The following is a 15,098-nucleotide window of genomic DNA, read 5'->3' on the forward strand; positions in this document are numbered from 1 at the left end:
GTCCTGGGAGGAGCGCCAGCGCCCCGCTGGCGCTCTCAGGCTAAAAAGTAATCTTCCCGCGGCACAAAGCTGGTGGATTATTGTCCAACTGCCCCGAAACCCGCATGGTTCCTTGACCCGCTACCGGGCAGTTGGTATAAATCGGGGCTTATTGACCGGCGCACAATTCGCCGGCGATTGAAGACTCGAACGCAGCGGCCCCCGGACGTGGGAGCCCAAACATACCTAAAAAAGAACAGAGGGATTAAGCGTGAATAAGTCCGAACTGATTGAAGCAATTGCCGCATCTGCAGACATTCCGAAAGCAGCTGCTGGCCGTGCTCTGGACGCAATGGTAGACAGCATCACAAGTGCTCTGAAAAACGGGGATCAGGTTGCTCTGGTTGGTTTCGGCACTTTTGCCGTTAAAGAGCGCGCAGCTCGTACCGGCCGCAATCCGCGCACCGGCGACCCGATCGAAATCGCCGCTGCCAAAATCCCGAACTTCAAGGCTGGTAAAGCCCTGAAGGACGCCGTGAACTAAGGTATGCGGTAAGTAAAGAAGCCTCCTTATATTAAGTCGAAGCTTCAAAGAGGCGTATCTCTCGGATGCGCCTTTTTTGTTTCGGGCCATCCATGGCCCTCACCTTCCGGGGCAGCTAAAGCTGACCAAAATCGCTCCGGGCGATTTTGTGTTTCGGGCCATCCATGGCCCTCACCCCTTCGGGGCAGCCAAAGCTGACCAAAATCGCTCCCGGCGATTTTGTGTATCTGGTAATAATTTTTAGAGTTAACTTTCGGAGCTGAGCATGCTTCAGTCCATGCGAGATAACCTGAAAGGTACTGCGGCAATTATCGTCGCGGCCTTTTTTGGTTTCATTATGGTCATTGGGGGGATTGATTTTTTTACCGGTGCCAGCGGCGGTTCCGCCGATGCGGTGGCAGAGGTCAACGGTGAGAAAATCAGTAATCTGGATTTGCAGCGCGCGATCCAGAATCGTCGCAACTTGATCATGAGTCAGTACGGTGAGAATGTCCCCGCTGACCTGTTGAGTGACGAGCAACTCCGCGAGCCGGTTTTGCAGCAGCTGATCACGAGTTCTGTGATGCGCCAGGCCGCCCAGGACAGCGGGATGGTGATGAGTGCTGCGGTGGTGGATAAGGAAACCGTGCAGATTCCCGGATTCCAGATCAACGGAAAGTTTGACCCGCAGGTGTTTCGCGACGCCCTGCGTCGAATGGGCTACAGCCCCGCCAGTTTCCGCCAGATCATGGAGCGCGATCTGGTATTACAGCAGTACGCAGACAGTGTGACAGAAAGCGCCTTTACCACTCGTGCCGATGCGGAGCAGGTGGTTGCGGTTTCCATGGAAGAGCGAGACTTCGATTACGTCGTGTTGCCGGTCCAGGGGCTGATGGAGCAAGTGGATGTCAGCGACAGTGAAGTTGAGCGCTACTACGAGGAGAATCAGGCACAGTTTCAGCGCCCGGAGCAGGTGGCCATTGAGTATATCGAGCTGAAGCCGGAACTGTTTGCCGCCAATATCGACGTGTCCGAGCAGGACGTGCGTGCGCAGTACGAGCAGGAAGTGGCCAATTTCCAGGCGGATATCCGCCGTCATGCGGCGCACATCCTGTTGGAAGACGCGAACAAGGACAAGGTGGCTGAGGTCCAGGCCAAGCTAGACGCGGGCGAGGATTTCACCGAGCTGGCCAAGACTTATTCCGATGACCTGGGTTCCCGCGATGAGGGCGGCGACCTCGGTTTTACCAGCGGCGACGTCTTCCCGGAGGAATTCGAGGCTGCCCTGGCGTCACTCGAAGTGGGTCAGGTATCCGGCCCGGTGACCACTGACAGTGGCACGCACTTTATCAAGTTGCTCGAAGTCGAAGATGCCGAGGCGCCAACATTTGAAGAGCGGAAGGCGGAGATAACCGCGCAACTCCGCAATGCTGAGGCTGAGCGCGAATTTGTCGGCGCACTTGGCCGCCTCGCGGATCTGGCCTATAACGCTGACACCCTGGCGGGTCCCGCCGAGGAGCTGGGCGTGCCGCTGCAAACCAGTGCGCTGTTTGGTCGTCAGGGTGGTGCGGGCGTTACCGGCAACGACAAGGTAGTGGCTGCTGCGTTTGCCCCGGAAGTGAAAGAGGACGGCAATACTTCCGATGTGCTGAACCTCAGTGAGGAACATTCCGTGGTTCTGCGGGTGACCGAGCACAAGCCGGCCGGTACCTATCCGTTGGAAGAGGTGCGCCAGCAGATCGTGGATCGTCTCAAGCGCGATAAAGCCAGCACCCAGTTGGCCAGTCGTGCGCAGGAGCTGAAGGCGCAGCTGGAAGCGGGCGGGGACTTCGCCAAGCTGGCTGAGGAACAGCAGTTGACGCTCGAGACCAGCGACAAGACCCGTCGCGGCGGCTTCGGTGAGCGCGGTGAGATTGTTGATCAGGCCTTCAAATTGGAGGCGCCGGAATCCCGTGAAGATGTGGTGACCACCTTTGCGACCAGTGATGGGGATCAGGTGGTGTTGAAACTGCGCGATGTTCGTCCGGGCCAGCTGGCGCGGCAGAGCAGGGAGCAGCGCCAGGCGGTGATGCAACAGCTGGCCACGGTAACCGGTAACGCGGAGCTGATGGCGGTGCAAAAATACCTGTCCAACCAGGCAGATATCGAAATGGGCAAGTCCGACTGAGACTCGTCGACTTCAAAGCAATAAAAAACCCGGCCTAGGCCGGGTTTTTTATTGGGTCTAGCTTGGAGTTTTCAGCTATTCGCTGCGCTGTCGACGAACAGCGTCAGACGCTGGCCGGGCTGTAAATAGCTGGACTTACTGATCTTGTTCCAGCGCAGAATGTCGTCGATGTCGATGCGGAACTTGCTGGCGATACGGTACAGGGAGTCGCCGCTGCGCACACGGTAGGAAAGTTTGCGGGTGGTGCGATTATCGCTGCTGCTTCCGCCACTGTAGGCGACCAGCGTCTGCCCGGGGCGCAGCGTATCGGCCGGCGCCATGCTGTTCCAGCTGGATAATTGGCGGACGCTGACATTCAGGCCGCGCGCGATGCCCCACAGAGTATCACCGGGGCGGACAGTGTAACTGGTTTTGCGTCCGCTGCCGGAAGACTGCTGGCGTTTGACGCGTTCGTCCAGGGCGAAGGCGTATTGTCCGGTCGGCCCGGAGGCGCTCGGGATCAGCAGTTCCTTGCCCGCACGAATATTGTTGCCGCGCAGCTTGTTGGCTTCGCGAATTGCCGCCACAGTGGTCTCGTAGCGGCGGGCAATCGTGGATAGAGTATCGCCGCGGGCGATCTTGTAGCGCTGCCACGTGACGCGCTGGTCCGTGGGAAGCTCTGCCAGCCCCGCTTCAAAGGTTTCCCGCTTTTCCACCGGGATCAGCAGTCGATGATTGCCATTCGGATCCGTGGCCCAGCGGTTGAAGCCCGGATTGAGCAGGTAGAGTTCTTCAATTTCGATATCGGCGAGATCGGCGGCCTGTGCCAAATCGATCTGGCTGCCCACATCCACTGCGGTGTAATAGGGCTGGTTGGCCACATCGTGCAGCGGGATCCGGTAGTAGTCCGGGCGGGATATAACTTCGGCCAGTGCGAGCAGCTGCGGTACGTAACGCTGGGTTTCCCGGGGGAGTTTCAGGTCCCAGAAACTGGTGCCGAGTCCACGGCGTTGATTGCGCTCGATTGCCCGACGTACGGTGCCCTCACCGGCATTGTAGGCCGCCAGCGCCAGCTCCCAGTCACCGCCAAAGCGCTCCGAGAGATAGGTGAAGTACTCGGCTGCGGCACGGGTCGATTGGTCGACATCCCGTCGCCCGTCGTACCACCAGTTCTGGTGCAGGCCGAAAGACCGTCCAGTGGCTGGAATGAACTGCCACATGCCGGACGCCCGGGCATGGGAGTAAGCAAAGGGGTCGTAGGCACTTTCGACGATCGGCAGCAGCGCCAGCTCGAGCGGGAGGTTGGACTGCTCCAGTTCCTCGGCCACGTGGAAAATGTAGCGGCGCGAGCGCTCGGTAACCCGGGCCATATAGCCCTCGTTACGCGAGAAGTAGGCAATGTAGTCTTTGACTTTGGGGTGGTCGATGTTGCGATCGAGACGGAAGCCGCGGCGCAGGCGATCCCAGATGTCCACCGGCGGCAATGCCTTTTCCGGCACCTTGATGGTATCGGAGCCGATACCGGTCAGCGCAGCGGTATCTTCCCCCTGCAGATTCTGTTTGTTATGCGAGATGCTCTTGTCCGGCATCTGCGCACAAGCCCCCACTGCCGCAGCAAGGACTGCCATGGCAAATTTCTTGTGAACCATGCTTGGTATCCGCGAGTCGTTTTTTTAATTTCCGGGCTCAGGATGCGCTTCTGCGCTTATCTAGTACTACACCTGAGCTTTCGTTCGTAATTGTCTGATTCTAAAGAGTGGAATTAGTTTCGGTCAATAAAAACGGCGAGTTTTTGCACAATTTGTCGGCGTTATCACCGATCTATTGCGTGTTGGCGCGCCGCTGCCTCAGAAATCGTCTTTCCAGCGCCTAAGTCTAGCGAATACCCCGACCTCGTCGCTGTCCTCAATCGCGCCATTGGCGCCGTGATTTGCCGCTCGCCGGGCCACGGCGGGAATATGGCAGCGCAGAAAGGGGTTGGTGGCCAATTCTTCGCCAATCGTGGACGGCAGGGTGGGGAGGTTCTTGGCGCGCAGTGCTTTGCTCTCGGCAATGCGGTTTTTGATGGCAGCATTGCCCGGTTCGGCCGCCTCGGCAAACTGCAGATTCGCCACAGTGTACTCGTGGGCGCAGTAGACCAGGGTCTCTGGTGGCAGGGTACTCAGTTTTGACAGCGAGCTGTACATCTGTGCCGGTGTGCCTTCAAACAGGCGACCGCAGCCGGCGGCGAAGAGTGTGTCGCCACAAAACAAATGCTGTTGGGACGCACCATTCTCGCCGCTCTCTTCGAGCACCAGCGCCAGGTGGTCGAGGGTATGGCCGGGCACATCCATTACCCGTAGCGGCAAGCCGAGAATTTCACACCGGTCGCCACTGCTCAGTGGATCCGTGACACCATCAATGGAGCCCGGTCCATAGACCGGACAGTCATAGCGTTCGCGCAGTTTGGCGATGCCGCCTGTGTGATCCAGGTGGTGGTGGGTAATGAGAATCCCGTCGAGAGGTGCGTCACCCAGGGCGTCGAACACCGGCTTGGCCTCGCCGGGATCCACGACCCAGTGCTGGCCGTCCCGTTCGAGATGCCAGATATAGTTGTCACTGAAAGCAGGAATCGGGGAGATTGTGAGCATTTCCGTGGCCCGTTAATCTGGAAGTTGCAACGATACCATGTAAGGTAGCTGGCGATGAATCACAACGACACCTCGGTAGCAATACGGCTTGCTGGAGGCATGGAGTCGCGGGATTCATGGAATGTGGAGTCTCATATTTGCCAAGCTGCGCTGTTTGGTAAAATATTGACCTCTCTTTGGGCGGTGTCTCATTAAAATCGGGTTTACACGGACCCGCAAATGGCTGGAGAAACCATGGCGAAGAAACCGATATTGGGGTCGCGTGCTGAAGCTCCGTCACTGGCGAGATCCTGCGCCGCACTGTCCCACTGGTTCTCCAGCGGGCTGGGGGAAGAAATATTGTCGCAGCAGCTGGCGCTGACGCAGCCGCTGGTGGAAAAGCTGTTCGGTTATCATCTGATGCAGGCGGGGGTTACCAGCGCCGTTGACTTTGCTGCCTGCAGTCGCATCAACCACCGCTTTCGCCTCAGTGCCTGTCCCGAGCAGGAAGGCGCTGCGCTGGTCGAATTCGAGCAGTTGCCCTTGCCATCTGAGTCTATCGATGTGGTGCTGTTGCACCACCTTCTGGACTTCGCCGGCCATCCCCACCAGATTCTGCGGGAGGCAGCGCGAGTGCTGATCCCGGGTGGGCACCTTCTGTTGATTGGCTTCAATCCATTCTCGCTGTTGGGCTTGTCACGGCTGCTGTTCTCCAGTAGCGCATACCAACGCGGCAATCAGCTGCGCGCCGCGCGGGTCGCGGACTGGATGAACCTGCTCGATCTGCAGGCCAATACGGTCGAACGGGGATTTTTTCGCCTGCCACTGCAACAGCGCGAGCTGCTGGCCAAGACGAGCTGGATGGAACGGCTCGGCGCCCGCTGGAGCTTGCCTTGGGGTGGCTTTTACATCATAGTCGCGCGCAAAGAAGTGGCGCGTATGCGCACGATCAAGATCAATTGGCGTGGCGATCAGAAACCGGCTCTGACCGCCGTGTCTTCGAGTCCGCGTGTCGCTGCGCGCGGGCACCATCACAAGCGCTGATTCTCAGGCGGCTGCGCCGCGGAACGGCGCAGTACCGACAAGCAAGCATTCGATTTGAAACAAGTTACCATTTATACCGATGGCGCCTGCCGCGGAAATCCGGGGCCCGGGGGCTGGGGTGCATTGCTGGTCTACGGCGATGCGGAGAAAGAGCTGTTCGGTGGCGAGGCGCATACCACCAATAATCGCATGGAGCTGCTGGCGGCGATCAAGGCGCTGGGTGCCCTCCGACAGCCCTGCCGGGTGGACCTGCACACGGACTCTCAGTACCTGCGCCAGGGGATCACCAGCTGGATTCACAATTGGAAAAAAAATGGCTGGAAGACCGCCAACAAGAAACCGGTGAAGAACGCCGACCTGTGGCGGGCGCTGGACGAGGGTATCGCCAGCCACGATGTACACTGGCACTGGGTCAAGGGGCATGCCGGCCACCCGGGCAATGAGCGGGCCGATCAGTTGGCCAACCGCGGCATTGACGAACAGTAGGGCAGAGGGGAGAGAGGGCGATGCGTCAGGTAGTTCTGGATACTGAAACCACGGGCCTGGATCCAAAAAGCGGGCACCGCATTATCGAAATCGGCTGCGTCGAACTGGTCAATCGTAAACTGACCGGGCGCCACTACCATCAGTACATCAATCCCGAGCGGGAAGTTGATGACGGTGCAATTGAAGTACATGGTATCACCAACGAGTTCCTGGTGGACAAGCCGGTCTTCGCACAGATTGCCGACGAATTTATGGCTTTTTGTGAAGGCGCAGAGCTGGTTATTCACAACGCGCCCTTCGATGTCGGCTTTATCGACTGGGAGCTGAAACTGCTCGGCAGCCCACGTTGGCAGAATGTTGCCGCCCACTGTAGCGTGCTGGATACGCTGGCGCTGGCACGGGAAAAGCACCCCGGCCAGAAAAACAACCTGGATGCCCTGTGCAAGCGCTACTTCGTCGATAACTCTCAGCGCGACTTGCACGGCGCCCTGCTGGATGCGGAGATCCTGGCTGACGTCTACCTGATGATGACCGGTGGCCAGACAGACCTTGCACTGGCTCAGGGCGACCAGCAATCGGGCAATGACGAACAGAGTAGTGAGCAGCGCAATACAGCAGCCGGTGCCACTCGCCGGTTGGCTGCGGACCGCGCAGCATTAACAATATTGCCGGCCTCTGCCGAAGAGATAGAGGCCCATCAATCGATGCTGGCCCTGCTGGAAAAATCCGCCGGCAAGCATTTCTGGTAGTGCAGGCGAGAAACTGCTGTTGATTGCTCCGGGGTGGGCGCGCTGACGGATAGAAGTCGGCAAATAGCTAATGGCAGGGGTAGTGGAAGTCGGTGATGGAAGCGGTACTCGCCTCCATCACCCCATATCGAATTAAATCGCGTAAACCACGCAGATCAGGGCCACAGCGCTGAGCACTATCGTGTAGGGCAGGGCCATCAATACCATGCGGCCGTAAGACAGGCGAATCAAGGGCGCCACCGCAGACGTCAGCAGGAACAGGAAGGCTGCCTGTCCGTTGGGCGTTGCCACACTCGGCAGGTTGGTGCCGGTGTTGATCGCAATTGCCAGCTTGTCAAAATGCTCGCGGGTGATTTCTCCGGCAGTCAGTGCGGCCTTCACTTCGTTGATGTAAACGGTTGCCACGAATACGTTATCGCTGATCATCGATAAGATACCGTTGGCGAGAAACAGCATGCCCGGTTGCTGCTCGGGTTTCAAACCCAGTACGAAGTGAGTAACCGGTTCAAACAGGTGCTGCTGGTGAATCACCGCGACTATCGCAAAGAAGACCACTAGCAGCGCGGTAAACGGCAGCGCCTCTTCAAACGCGTGACCGATACGTGCTTCCTGCACAACGCCGTTGAATGCCGTCAGCAGCACGATAATCATCAGGCCGATAATGCCCACTTCTGCGACGTGAAATGCCAGCGCCAGTACCAGTAGAACAGCGACGATGCCCTGAATCCACAGTTGTGCCACATCACTTGCGGTGCGCTTCTTTTCCTCTTCCTGAGCAAAATTAAACAGCACTTCGCGTACGGCACTTGGCAGTTTAGCGCCATAGCCAAATAACCGGGTTTTTTCCAGCAGTGCGCAGGTTGTCAGGCCGGCGATCAGTGTCGGTATGGTGACCGGGGCCATATTCAGGAAGAACTGTAGGAACTCCCAGCCAGCCTTTTCTGCGATCAACAGGTTTTGCGGTTCGCCGACCAGGGTGCACACCCCGCCGAGCGCTGTGCCGACCGCACCGTGCATGATCAGGCTGCGCAGATAGGCGCGGAACTGGTCGAGATCCTCACGGTGGTATTCCACAACATGCTCGTCATTGGAGTGATCGTGCTCGTGATGGTGGTGAGGTTGGTTGGAGGCCACCCGGTGGTACACCGAATAGAAGCCCACGGCTACCGCTATCAATACTGCGGTCACGGTCAGCGCATCCAGGAATGCCGACAGGACCGCGGCCACGGCGCAAAACAGCAGTGATAACAGCGTCTTGGAATTTACATGGATCAGAATTTTGGTGAAGACGAACAGCAACAGGCTCTTCATGAAGTAAATGCCAGCCACCATAAACATCAGCAGCAGAATCACTTCGATATTTTCCACCACCTCGTGGTAAACGGCATCCGTGCTCGTCATGCCGAGTAATACCGCCTCGATGGCCAGCAGGCCGCCGGGCTGCAGCGGATAGCACTTGAGCGCCATCGCGAGGGTGAAAATAAATTCGGCGATCAAAACCCAGCCGGTTATGAAGGGGCCGCTAACGTACAGCAGTAGCGGGTTGATGATCAAAAATGCAGCAATGGCGAGTTTGTACCAATCGGGAGCTTCGCCCAAAAAGTTGTCGGTAAAGGCGCGACCAAAACCGCTGCCGGAAGCAGTGAGCGCGTTATTGTAGGTGTTCATTTTGTACTTCCTTGGTTAGCCGTAAGGTCCCGGTGGGTTCGGGGCATCGCTATACCCTCTGGCTCCCGCGGTATCGCCTTACAGGAGGCCGGGTGGAGACGGTCTCGCACCCGGCGCAGCACAGGCACTCCGCCACTGTTGATGGGGAGTACAGCTAATTTCGCCGTAGCAAACGCTACTCAGTTTCGGGGAAAATTCAAGTGGTTTGACCAATATTCATTGTGTCGGGGCAGAATTGTCGATTGTTCGATGGACTTTGCCGGCGGAAAGGTGGACTCTTGGCTGCTTTGGTATAAATTGCCATCTACTTAGCCAATCAGTTAACAGTTGGTTAAAATTTGTACAGAAAATGCAGAGTGCAGCGGTGTAGTCAGTGACTGAATTGCGCGATATCAATATAACTTCTGTCAATGTGGTCAAGGATGAGCTGGTCGTTGCGATAGACGGCGCTGCGGCCCATCTCGATCAGTTCGCAGCAGACAACAACAACAAACATTCGCTGGAGCTGTGCCTCGCGGCATTGCGCCAGGTGAATGGCGTATTGCAGATGGTGCAGCTGCGCGCCGGTGAGTTATTGGCCCAGGAGATGCTGAGCGCGCTGGCCGACTTGCAGGAGGGGCGCCAAGACGCCGCCGGGGATCTGATGGAGGGTCTTGGTACTGGTTTCTATGTGCTTACCCGCTATCTCGACTTCGTGCAGGGCCGCGGCACCGCGCGTCCTGAACTGCTGATTCCCTACATCAACAACCTGCGTGCAGCGCGATCGCAGCCACCAGTACCCGAAAGCCATTTTTTTCGCTGCCGCCTGGAGGGGAATGTGCCGGGTGCGGTCGCGTCAGCCGTGATGTCGGAGGATCTGCGGAATTTTGTCCGGCGCTTTCGTCACATGTATCAGGTAGGGCTGTTGGCGCTACTGAAGGGTAAACCCTGCAAACCGGCCTATACGATGATGGCGCGCGCGCTGCAGCGAATAGCCAGCATTTCGGCTGGCCGTCCCAATGGAAGGCTGTGGGCGGTGGCCGGCGAGGCGCTTGGTGGCATGGCTGCACGGGAAATGCATATCAACCGCTCCCGGGTCATGGTATTCAGCATGTTCGACCGGCGGCTGCGCGCGCTGCAGAAGGATGGCGACGCAGCACTGGATCAGCCGGCCCCGCCGGTACTGTTGAAGGAGTGCCTTTACTGGCTCGCGCTCTCTGCGCCGGCGGGGGAGGGAGCCAAGGTGCTGGAAGCCTTTTCTGCTGGCCCCCTGGGATATAGCGAGGCGGAACTGGAACGCGAGCGGGCCAGCCTCGGCGGACCGGGTGCGACCGCGATCAATGCGGTGGCGACAGCCCTCGATGAGGAGCTGTCCGGCGTGCGCCGTATGCTCGATGATGTGGAGCTGATCGGAACGTCCGGGCTGGATGAAGAGGATGGCCTACTGGGAACGCTGCAGCGGGTTGCGAGTACTCTGCAGTTGCTGAATTTCAAGCGGGTCGGCGAGGGACTGCGCAGCGCGGTGCAAGAATGCCGCACCGCTGCCGGTGCCGCCGGTTCCGTAGCGGACGAGGCGCTGCAAAAGCTGACCGGGCAGGTCCTGATGGTCGACAGTACTATCCGCGCCCTGCGCCAGAGTTCTTCTATCGATGTGGACGAGTACGGACACGCCGATGTGGCACTGGAGCACAGTCAGCTGGCGGAGGCCGAAGTTGCGGTGCTGAAGGAAGCGGAAGCGGGCCTGTCGCTGATCAAGCGGGCGCTGGCCTCCTATGCAGAGTCCGGATTCGATCACGGCCACATCCGCAATGTCGCCACCACCCTTAATTCGGTGCGGGGGGGGCTGATCGTGCTCAACCTGCGTCGTGCCGCCGGGGTAGTAGAGCGACTGGTGGATTTCGTGGAAACGGTAATGGATCAGCACGATTCGGCACCTGCGGTCGAGCAGTCCCTGGATATCTTTGCGGATGCCATTATCAGCCTCGAGTACTACCTGGGCGAGGTGAAACTGCATCGCAAGGCCGACATCCAATCCCTGAATCTTGCCGTCGAGAGTCTCGATGCACTCGGCTACCCGGTCGAGGTGGCTTGATCGGGAGGTCATGTTGAACGATTTCTTCGTGCCCGCCGGCAGTGCTTGGCCTGCCCCGGACTTCGCCCGTCATATTTTTGTGGCAGAAGGGCAGTTGCTCTGCTGTGGTGACCGGTTCTTACATGACGGTGACGTGCTGGGTCGCGAGCTGATTATTTGCAGCCATTATCTCGGCGACCTGAGTGGTCGCCCGTGCGGGGTGCACTTATTGTCGGCGCAGATTGAAGTACGTGGCTGCGAGTGGCGCAATCTCCGCAGTCTGTTGCTGTGTACCGACGAGCAACTGTTCGCACTGGCCGGGCGGGCCATGCAGGTGGTTAACTGGGATAGCGAACACCGCTTCTGCGGGCGCTGTGGTAGCAGGACGGAATACCATCCCAGCGACCGCGCACGTGTGTGCCCCGCCTGCCATTTCACGGTATATCCTCGCATTTCACCCTGTGTCATCATGTTAATCACTCGCGGCGATGAGTGCCTGCTGGCCCGACACACCCATCATCGCCACGCGATGTACACGGCATTGGCTGGCTTCATCGAGCCGGGGGAAAATGCCGAGCAGGCACTGATGCGTGAAGTGCGGGAAGAAGTGGGGCTCGAAGTCGGTGAGGTACATTATATCGGCAGCCAGTCCTGGCCGTTTCCGGGGCAGTTGATGCTGGGCTTCCTGGCGGAATGGGCTGCTGGTGATTTGCAGCCGGATCGGGAGGAAATCTCCGAGGCCGCCTGGTTTCACTACGATGCGTTGCCCGAGATTCCACCGCCGCAGACATTGTCGGGACAGCTAATTCGCAAATTTGCGCAAGTCGCGGCGAACAAGAATCGTTGTTGAGTCGTTCCAGTTTTTGGCCGCTGTACAAGTACGGAGCTCGATAAATCATGTATATCGCCATTGTTTTCCTGATTGCCATACTGGCACTGTTACTGATTTTCTGGGGCGCCCGGGTACTGTTGGGTGGCAACTGGTTTTTCGGGTTTATTCGCGGTAGCGTCGGCCTGTTGTTTTTCGGTGTGGCGCTGTTGATCGTCTTGGTGGCCGCGGACGTATATAGCTATCGCAATCTCGCCGAGGAGCACAGTGTCGGCACCGTCTCTTTCAGGAAGGTCGGTGAGCAGCATTTCGAGGCAAAGTTTTCCGACGCGGACGGGCTGGCACAGAGCTTTGAATTACACGGCGATCAGTGGCAGCTGGACGCCCGTATGCTGAAGTGGAAGGGTCCTCTGGCACGCTGGGGAATTCAGCCGGCCTATCGCCTGGACCGTCTCAGTGGTCGTTACCTTACGTTGCAGGATGAGCGCTCCAAACAGCGTTCGGTACATCAGTTGACCGGCAGCAATTACGGTGTGGATGTGTGGCAGTCACTGCGCGGTATCGACAAGAAACTCTCCTTCGTGGATGCGGTATACGGTAGCGCGACTTTCCTGCCGATGGAGGACGGCGCTGTTTACGAGGTGCGGATTACCCATAGCGGCCTGCTGGCGAGACCTCTCAACAAGCAGGCGACCTCGGCGCTGAATGAGTGGCAATAAAAAATCGGACAATTTGTTTTTGCACGGTAGCAATCTGGAGTCTTAGTGGAATTCCTTACTGAATACGGCCTGTTTCTGGCCAAAGTGGTGACCATCGTCGTCGCCCTGCTGGTAATCATCGGGTTTATCGTTGCCAACCGCGAACATCTGAAGGAGCGCGTGCAGGGGCACATCAGTGTCACGCACCTCAATGATCGTTACGAGCAGTTCAAAGAGACCTTGCTCGAGGCGGTAATGGACAAGCACGAATTTTCCCGGCGTAAAAAGCAGATGGCCAAGGAGAAGAAGGCCGAGGAAAAAGCGCTGGCGAAGAAACACAAGGCTGAACTGAAGAAGAAACCACAGGAAAAAGTGCAGCACGCCGGGCTTGAGAGCACGGAAACGCCGGTGCCCGAACAGGGCGAAGCCGATGCGGAGGCGGGCGACCAGCATTCCCCGGCCGTTATTACGCAGAAACCGGAGGGCGAGCGCAAGCGCATCTTCGTGATGCATTTTGACGGTGATATCAAGGCCAGCGCGCTGTCGCAGCTGCGGGAGGAGGTTACCGCCGTGCTGCAGGTAGCCGAGCCCGGTGATGAAGTGGTGGTGTGTCTGGAAAGTCCTGGCGGCATGGTGGCCAATTACGGTCTCGCGGCCAGCCAGCTCGCGCGCGTACGGGGTGCCGGCATCCAGCTGACCATTGCCGTCGACAAGGTTGCCGCCAGCGGCGGTTATATGATGGCGTGCGTGGCCGACCGCATTCTTGCTGCGCCTTTCGCCATGCTCGGTTCCATCGGTGTGTTGGCGCAGCTGCCCAATTTCAACCGCCTGCTCAAGCGTCACGATGTGGATTTTGAGTTGTTTACCGCCGGCGAGTACAAGCGCACGGTGACGATGTTCGGCGAGAACACCGCCGAGGGGCGTGAGAAGTTCCAGAGTGACCTGGAGGAGATACACGCGCTCTTCCAGCATTTCGTCGCCGAGTACCGGCCGAAGCTGGATATCGCCAAGGTGGCAACGGGTGAAGTCTGGTTCGGCCAGCGTGCACTGGATCTCGGCCTGGTCGATGAACTGAAAACGTCCGACGAATACCTGACCAGTTGCGCCGCGAATGCGGACCTGTACCAGGTCGAATATAAAGAGAGAAAGAACATCGCCAAGAAGATGGGACTCGCCGCCCAAGCCGGTTTGGAAGGCGCGCTAATGCGGTTGTTTACCCGCCTGTCCGCCTGGCGTCACCAGGCGCAGTAAGCGAGACCAGTTCAAGATTTGCCGGGGCGTCGCGCGCTCCCGCTGGAGGATGTCACCATGGATGAGACCTTTCGCGCTATTTGGGTTGAGGAAGTGGCTGCGGGCAAGTTCGACCAGCAGTTGGTGCAGAGGCGTCTGCAGGACCTGCCGGACAATCCGTTAGTACTGGCCGTTTCTCACTCCTCCCTGAATTACAAGGATGCGCTGTCCGCTTTCGGCAACCGCACCATAACCCGCGAGTATCCGCATACGCCCGGTATCGATGCAGTCGGAAAGGTGCTCGAGGATGCGAGCGACACCTACGAGCCGGGAACCGAGCTGCTTGTCACCGGTTACGACCTCGGCATGAATACGCCCGGCGGCCTCGCCGAACGTATAGCGATTCCCGCCGGCTGGGCGTTGCCACTGCCCGCGGGCCTCAGTGCGCGTGAGTCCATGATTCTCGGCACCGCCGGCCTGACCGCGGGACTCTGTGTGGAGAAGCTGCTCGAGGCCGGAGCCAAGCCGGCAGACGGCGAGGTATTGGTGACCGGGGCCACCGGCGGCGTGGGCTCCATCGCTGTGGCTCTGCTCGCAAAACTCGGATTTCGTGTCGCAGCGGTGACCGGCAAGCTGGAGTCGGCGGACTTCCTGACCGCCCTCGGGGCATGGAAGGTCATCGACCGGGAAACCCTGGCGCCATTTGCCAGCAAGGCGATGGCCAAGCCCTTGTGGGCCTGGGCGGTGGACACGGTCGGGGGTGAAACCCTGTTCAATGTGATCAAGTCTCTGGCCTACGGCGGCGGTGTCGCCGCCTGTGGCATGGCCTCCGGCGCTCAGTTCCAGGCCAATGTATTTCCGTTTATCCTGCGCGGTATCAGCTTGCTGGGGGTCGACAGTGTCGAGTTGCCGCTGGAGAAGAAGGCGAGGGTTTGGGATAGGCTCGCCAGTGACTGGTATATCGGTGAGCAGCTGGGCCGTATCGCCGAAGATATCTCCCTGGAGCAGGCGCCAGAGTTTCTCGCACGCCTGCACCGCGGCCACGGCATAGGGCGCTATGTGGTGGATATGGCGCTGTAATCGCCGC

At 58.7% G+C, this 15,098-nt stretch carries 13 protein-coding genes; 10 read left to right on the top strand and 3 right to left on the bottom strand.

The features are described 5' to 3' along the window. The first annotated feature begins 250 nt into the window (after positions 1 to 250). Both BLW36_RS00895 and BLW36_RS00900 read left to right on the top strand, forming a co-directional pair. Positions 251 to 523 carry an HU family DNA-binding protein gene (locus BLW36_RS00895; protein ID WP_091384063.1) on the top strand — a complete coding sequence of 91 codons (273 nt, stop codon included), beginning with the start codon at positions 251 to 253 and terminating at the stop codon, positions 521 to 523. A gap of 265 nt (positions 524 to 788) precedes the next feature. After that, entirely contained in the window at positions 789 to 2,669 is a 1,881-nt protein-coding gene (locus tag BLW36_RS00900) for a SurA N-terminal domain-containing protein (RefSeq protein WP_091384064.1), read from the top strand. 71 nt (positions 2,670 to 2,740) lie between these two features. On the opposite strand, the gene BLW36_RS00905 is transcribed toward BLW36_RS00900, so the two are convergent. Then, positions 2,741 to 4,276 carry a LysM peptidoglycan-binding domain-containing protein gene (locus BLW36_RS00905; RefSeq protein ID WP_244506082.1) on the bottom strand — a complete coding sequence of 512 codons (1,536 nt, stop codon included), beginning with the start codon at positions 4,274 to 4,276 and terminating at the stop codon, positions 2,741 to 2,743. Positions 4,277 to 4,495: 219 nt separating this feature from the next. Further along, entirely contained in the window at positions 4,496 to 5,278 is a 783-nt protein-coding gene (gloB, locus tag BLW36_RS00910; protein WP_091384070.1) for a hydroxyacylglutathione hydrolase, read from the bottom strand. A 234-nt stretch (positions 5,279 to 5,512) separates the two neighbouring features. On the opposite strand from gloB, the gene BLW36_RS00915 reads away from it, so the two are divergent. From BLW36_RS00915 to dnaQ, 3 genes are read left to right on the top strand one after another with little or no spacing between them, the layout of a single operon-like run. Beyond that, positions 5,513 to 6,301 carry a class I SAM-dependent methyltransferase gene (locus tag BLW36_RS00915; RefSeq protein ID WP_091384072.1) on the top strand — a complete coding sequence of 263 codons (789 nt, stop codon included), beginning with the start codon at positions 5,513 to 5,515 and terminating at the stop codon, positions 6,299 to 6,301. A gap of 54 nt (positions 6,302 to 6,355) precedes the next feature. After that, positions 6,356 to 6,787 carry a ribonuclease HI gene (gene rnhA / locus BLW36_RS00920; RefSeq protein ID WP_091384074.1) on the top strand — a complete coding sequence of 144 codons (432 nt, stop codon included), beginning with the start codon at positions 6,356 to 6,358 and terminating at the stop codon, positions 6,785 to 6,787. A 20-nt stretch (positions 6,788 to 6,807) separates the two neighbouring features. Next, positions 6,808 to 7,536, top strand: a complete 729-nt coding sequence (gene dnaQ / locus BLW36_RS00925) for a DNA polymerase III subunit epsilon (RefSeq protein ID WP_091384080.1) — start codon at positions 6,808 to 6,810, stop codon at positions 7,534 to 7,536. Positions 7,537 to 7,668: 132 nt separating this feature from the next. Here dnaQ and nhaB read toward each other — a convergent pair whose 3' ends face one another. Beyond that, entirely contained in the window at positions 7,669 to 9,204 is a 1,536-nt protein-coding gene (gene nhaB, locus BLW36_RS00930) for a sodium/proton antiporter NhaB (protein ID WP_091384082.1), read from the bottom strand. A gap of 373 nt (positions 9,205 to 9,577) precedes the next feature. Here nhaB and BLW36_RS00935 point away from each other — a divergent pair, with 373 nt between their 5' ends. Genes BLW36_RS00935 through BLW36_RS00955 form a run of 5 tightly spaced genes read left to right on the top strand, consistent with a single transcriptional unit; the run spans position 9,578 to position 15,091 of the window. Then, a complete protein-coding gene (locus tag BLW36_RS00935) occupies positions 9,578 to 11,275 on the top strand; it encodes a FimL-related protein (RefSeq protein WP_091384086.1) in 1,698 nt (565 codons plus the stop codon). Between the two features lie 10 nt (positions 11,276 to 11,285). Then, positions 11,286 to 12,104: an NAD(+) diphosphatase gene (gene nudC / locus BLW36_RS00940; RefSeq protein ID WP_244506083.1), complete on the top strand. Its 819-nt coding sequence runs from the start codon at positions 11,286 to 11,288 to the stop codon at positions 12,102 to 12,104. 47 nt (positions 12,105 to 12,151) lie between these two features. Further along, positions 12,152 to 12,802: a cation/multidrug efflux pump gene (locus BLW36_RS00945; protein WP_091384087.1), complete on the top strand. Its 651-nt coding sequence runs from the start codon at positions 12,152 to 12,154 to the stop codon at positions 12,800 to 12,802. A 45-nt stretch (positions 12,803 to 12,847) separates the two neighbouring features. After that, positions 12,848 to 14,032, top strand: coding sequence for a protease SohB (sohB, locus tag BLW36_RS00950; protein ID WP_091384092.1), 1,185 nt, complete (start codon positions 12,848 to 12,850; stop codon positions 14,030 to 14,032). A gap of 57 nt (positions 14,033 to 14,089) precedes the next feature. Continuing rightward, positions 14,090 to 15,091, top strand: a complete 1,002-nt coding sequence (locus tag BLW36_RS00955) for a YhdH/YhfP family quinone oxidoreductase (RefSeq protein ID WP_091384093.1) — start codon at positions 14,090 to 14,092, stop codon at positions 15,089 to 15,091. Positions 15,092 to 15,098 lie beyond the last annotated feature (7 nt).

Source organism: Microbulbifer marinus, from assembly GCF_900107725.1.
Lineage (GTDB): Bacteria > Pseudomonadota > Gammaproteobacteria > Pseudomonadales > Cellvibrionaceae > Microbulbifer > Microbulbifer marinus.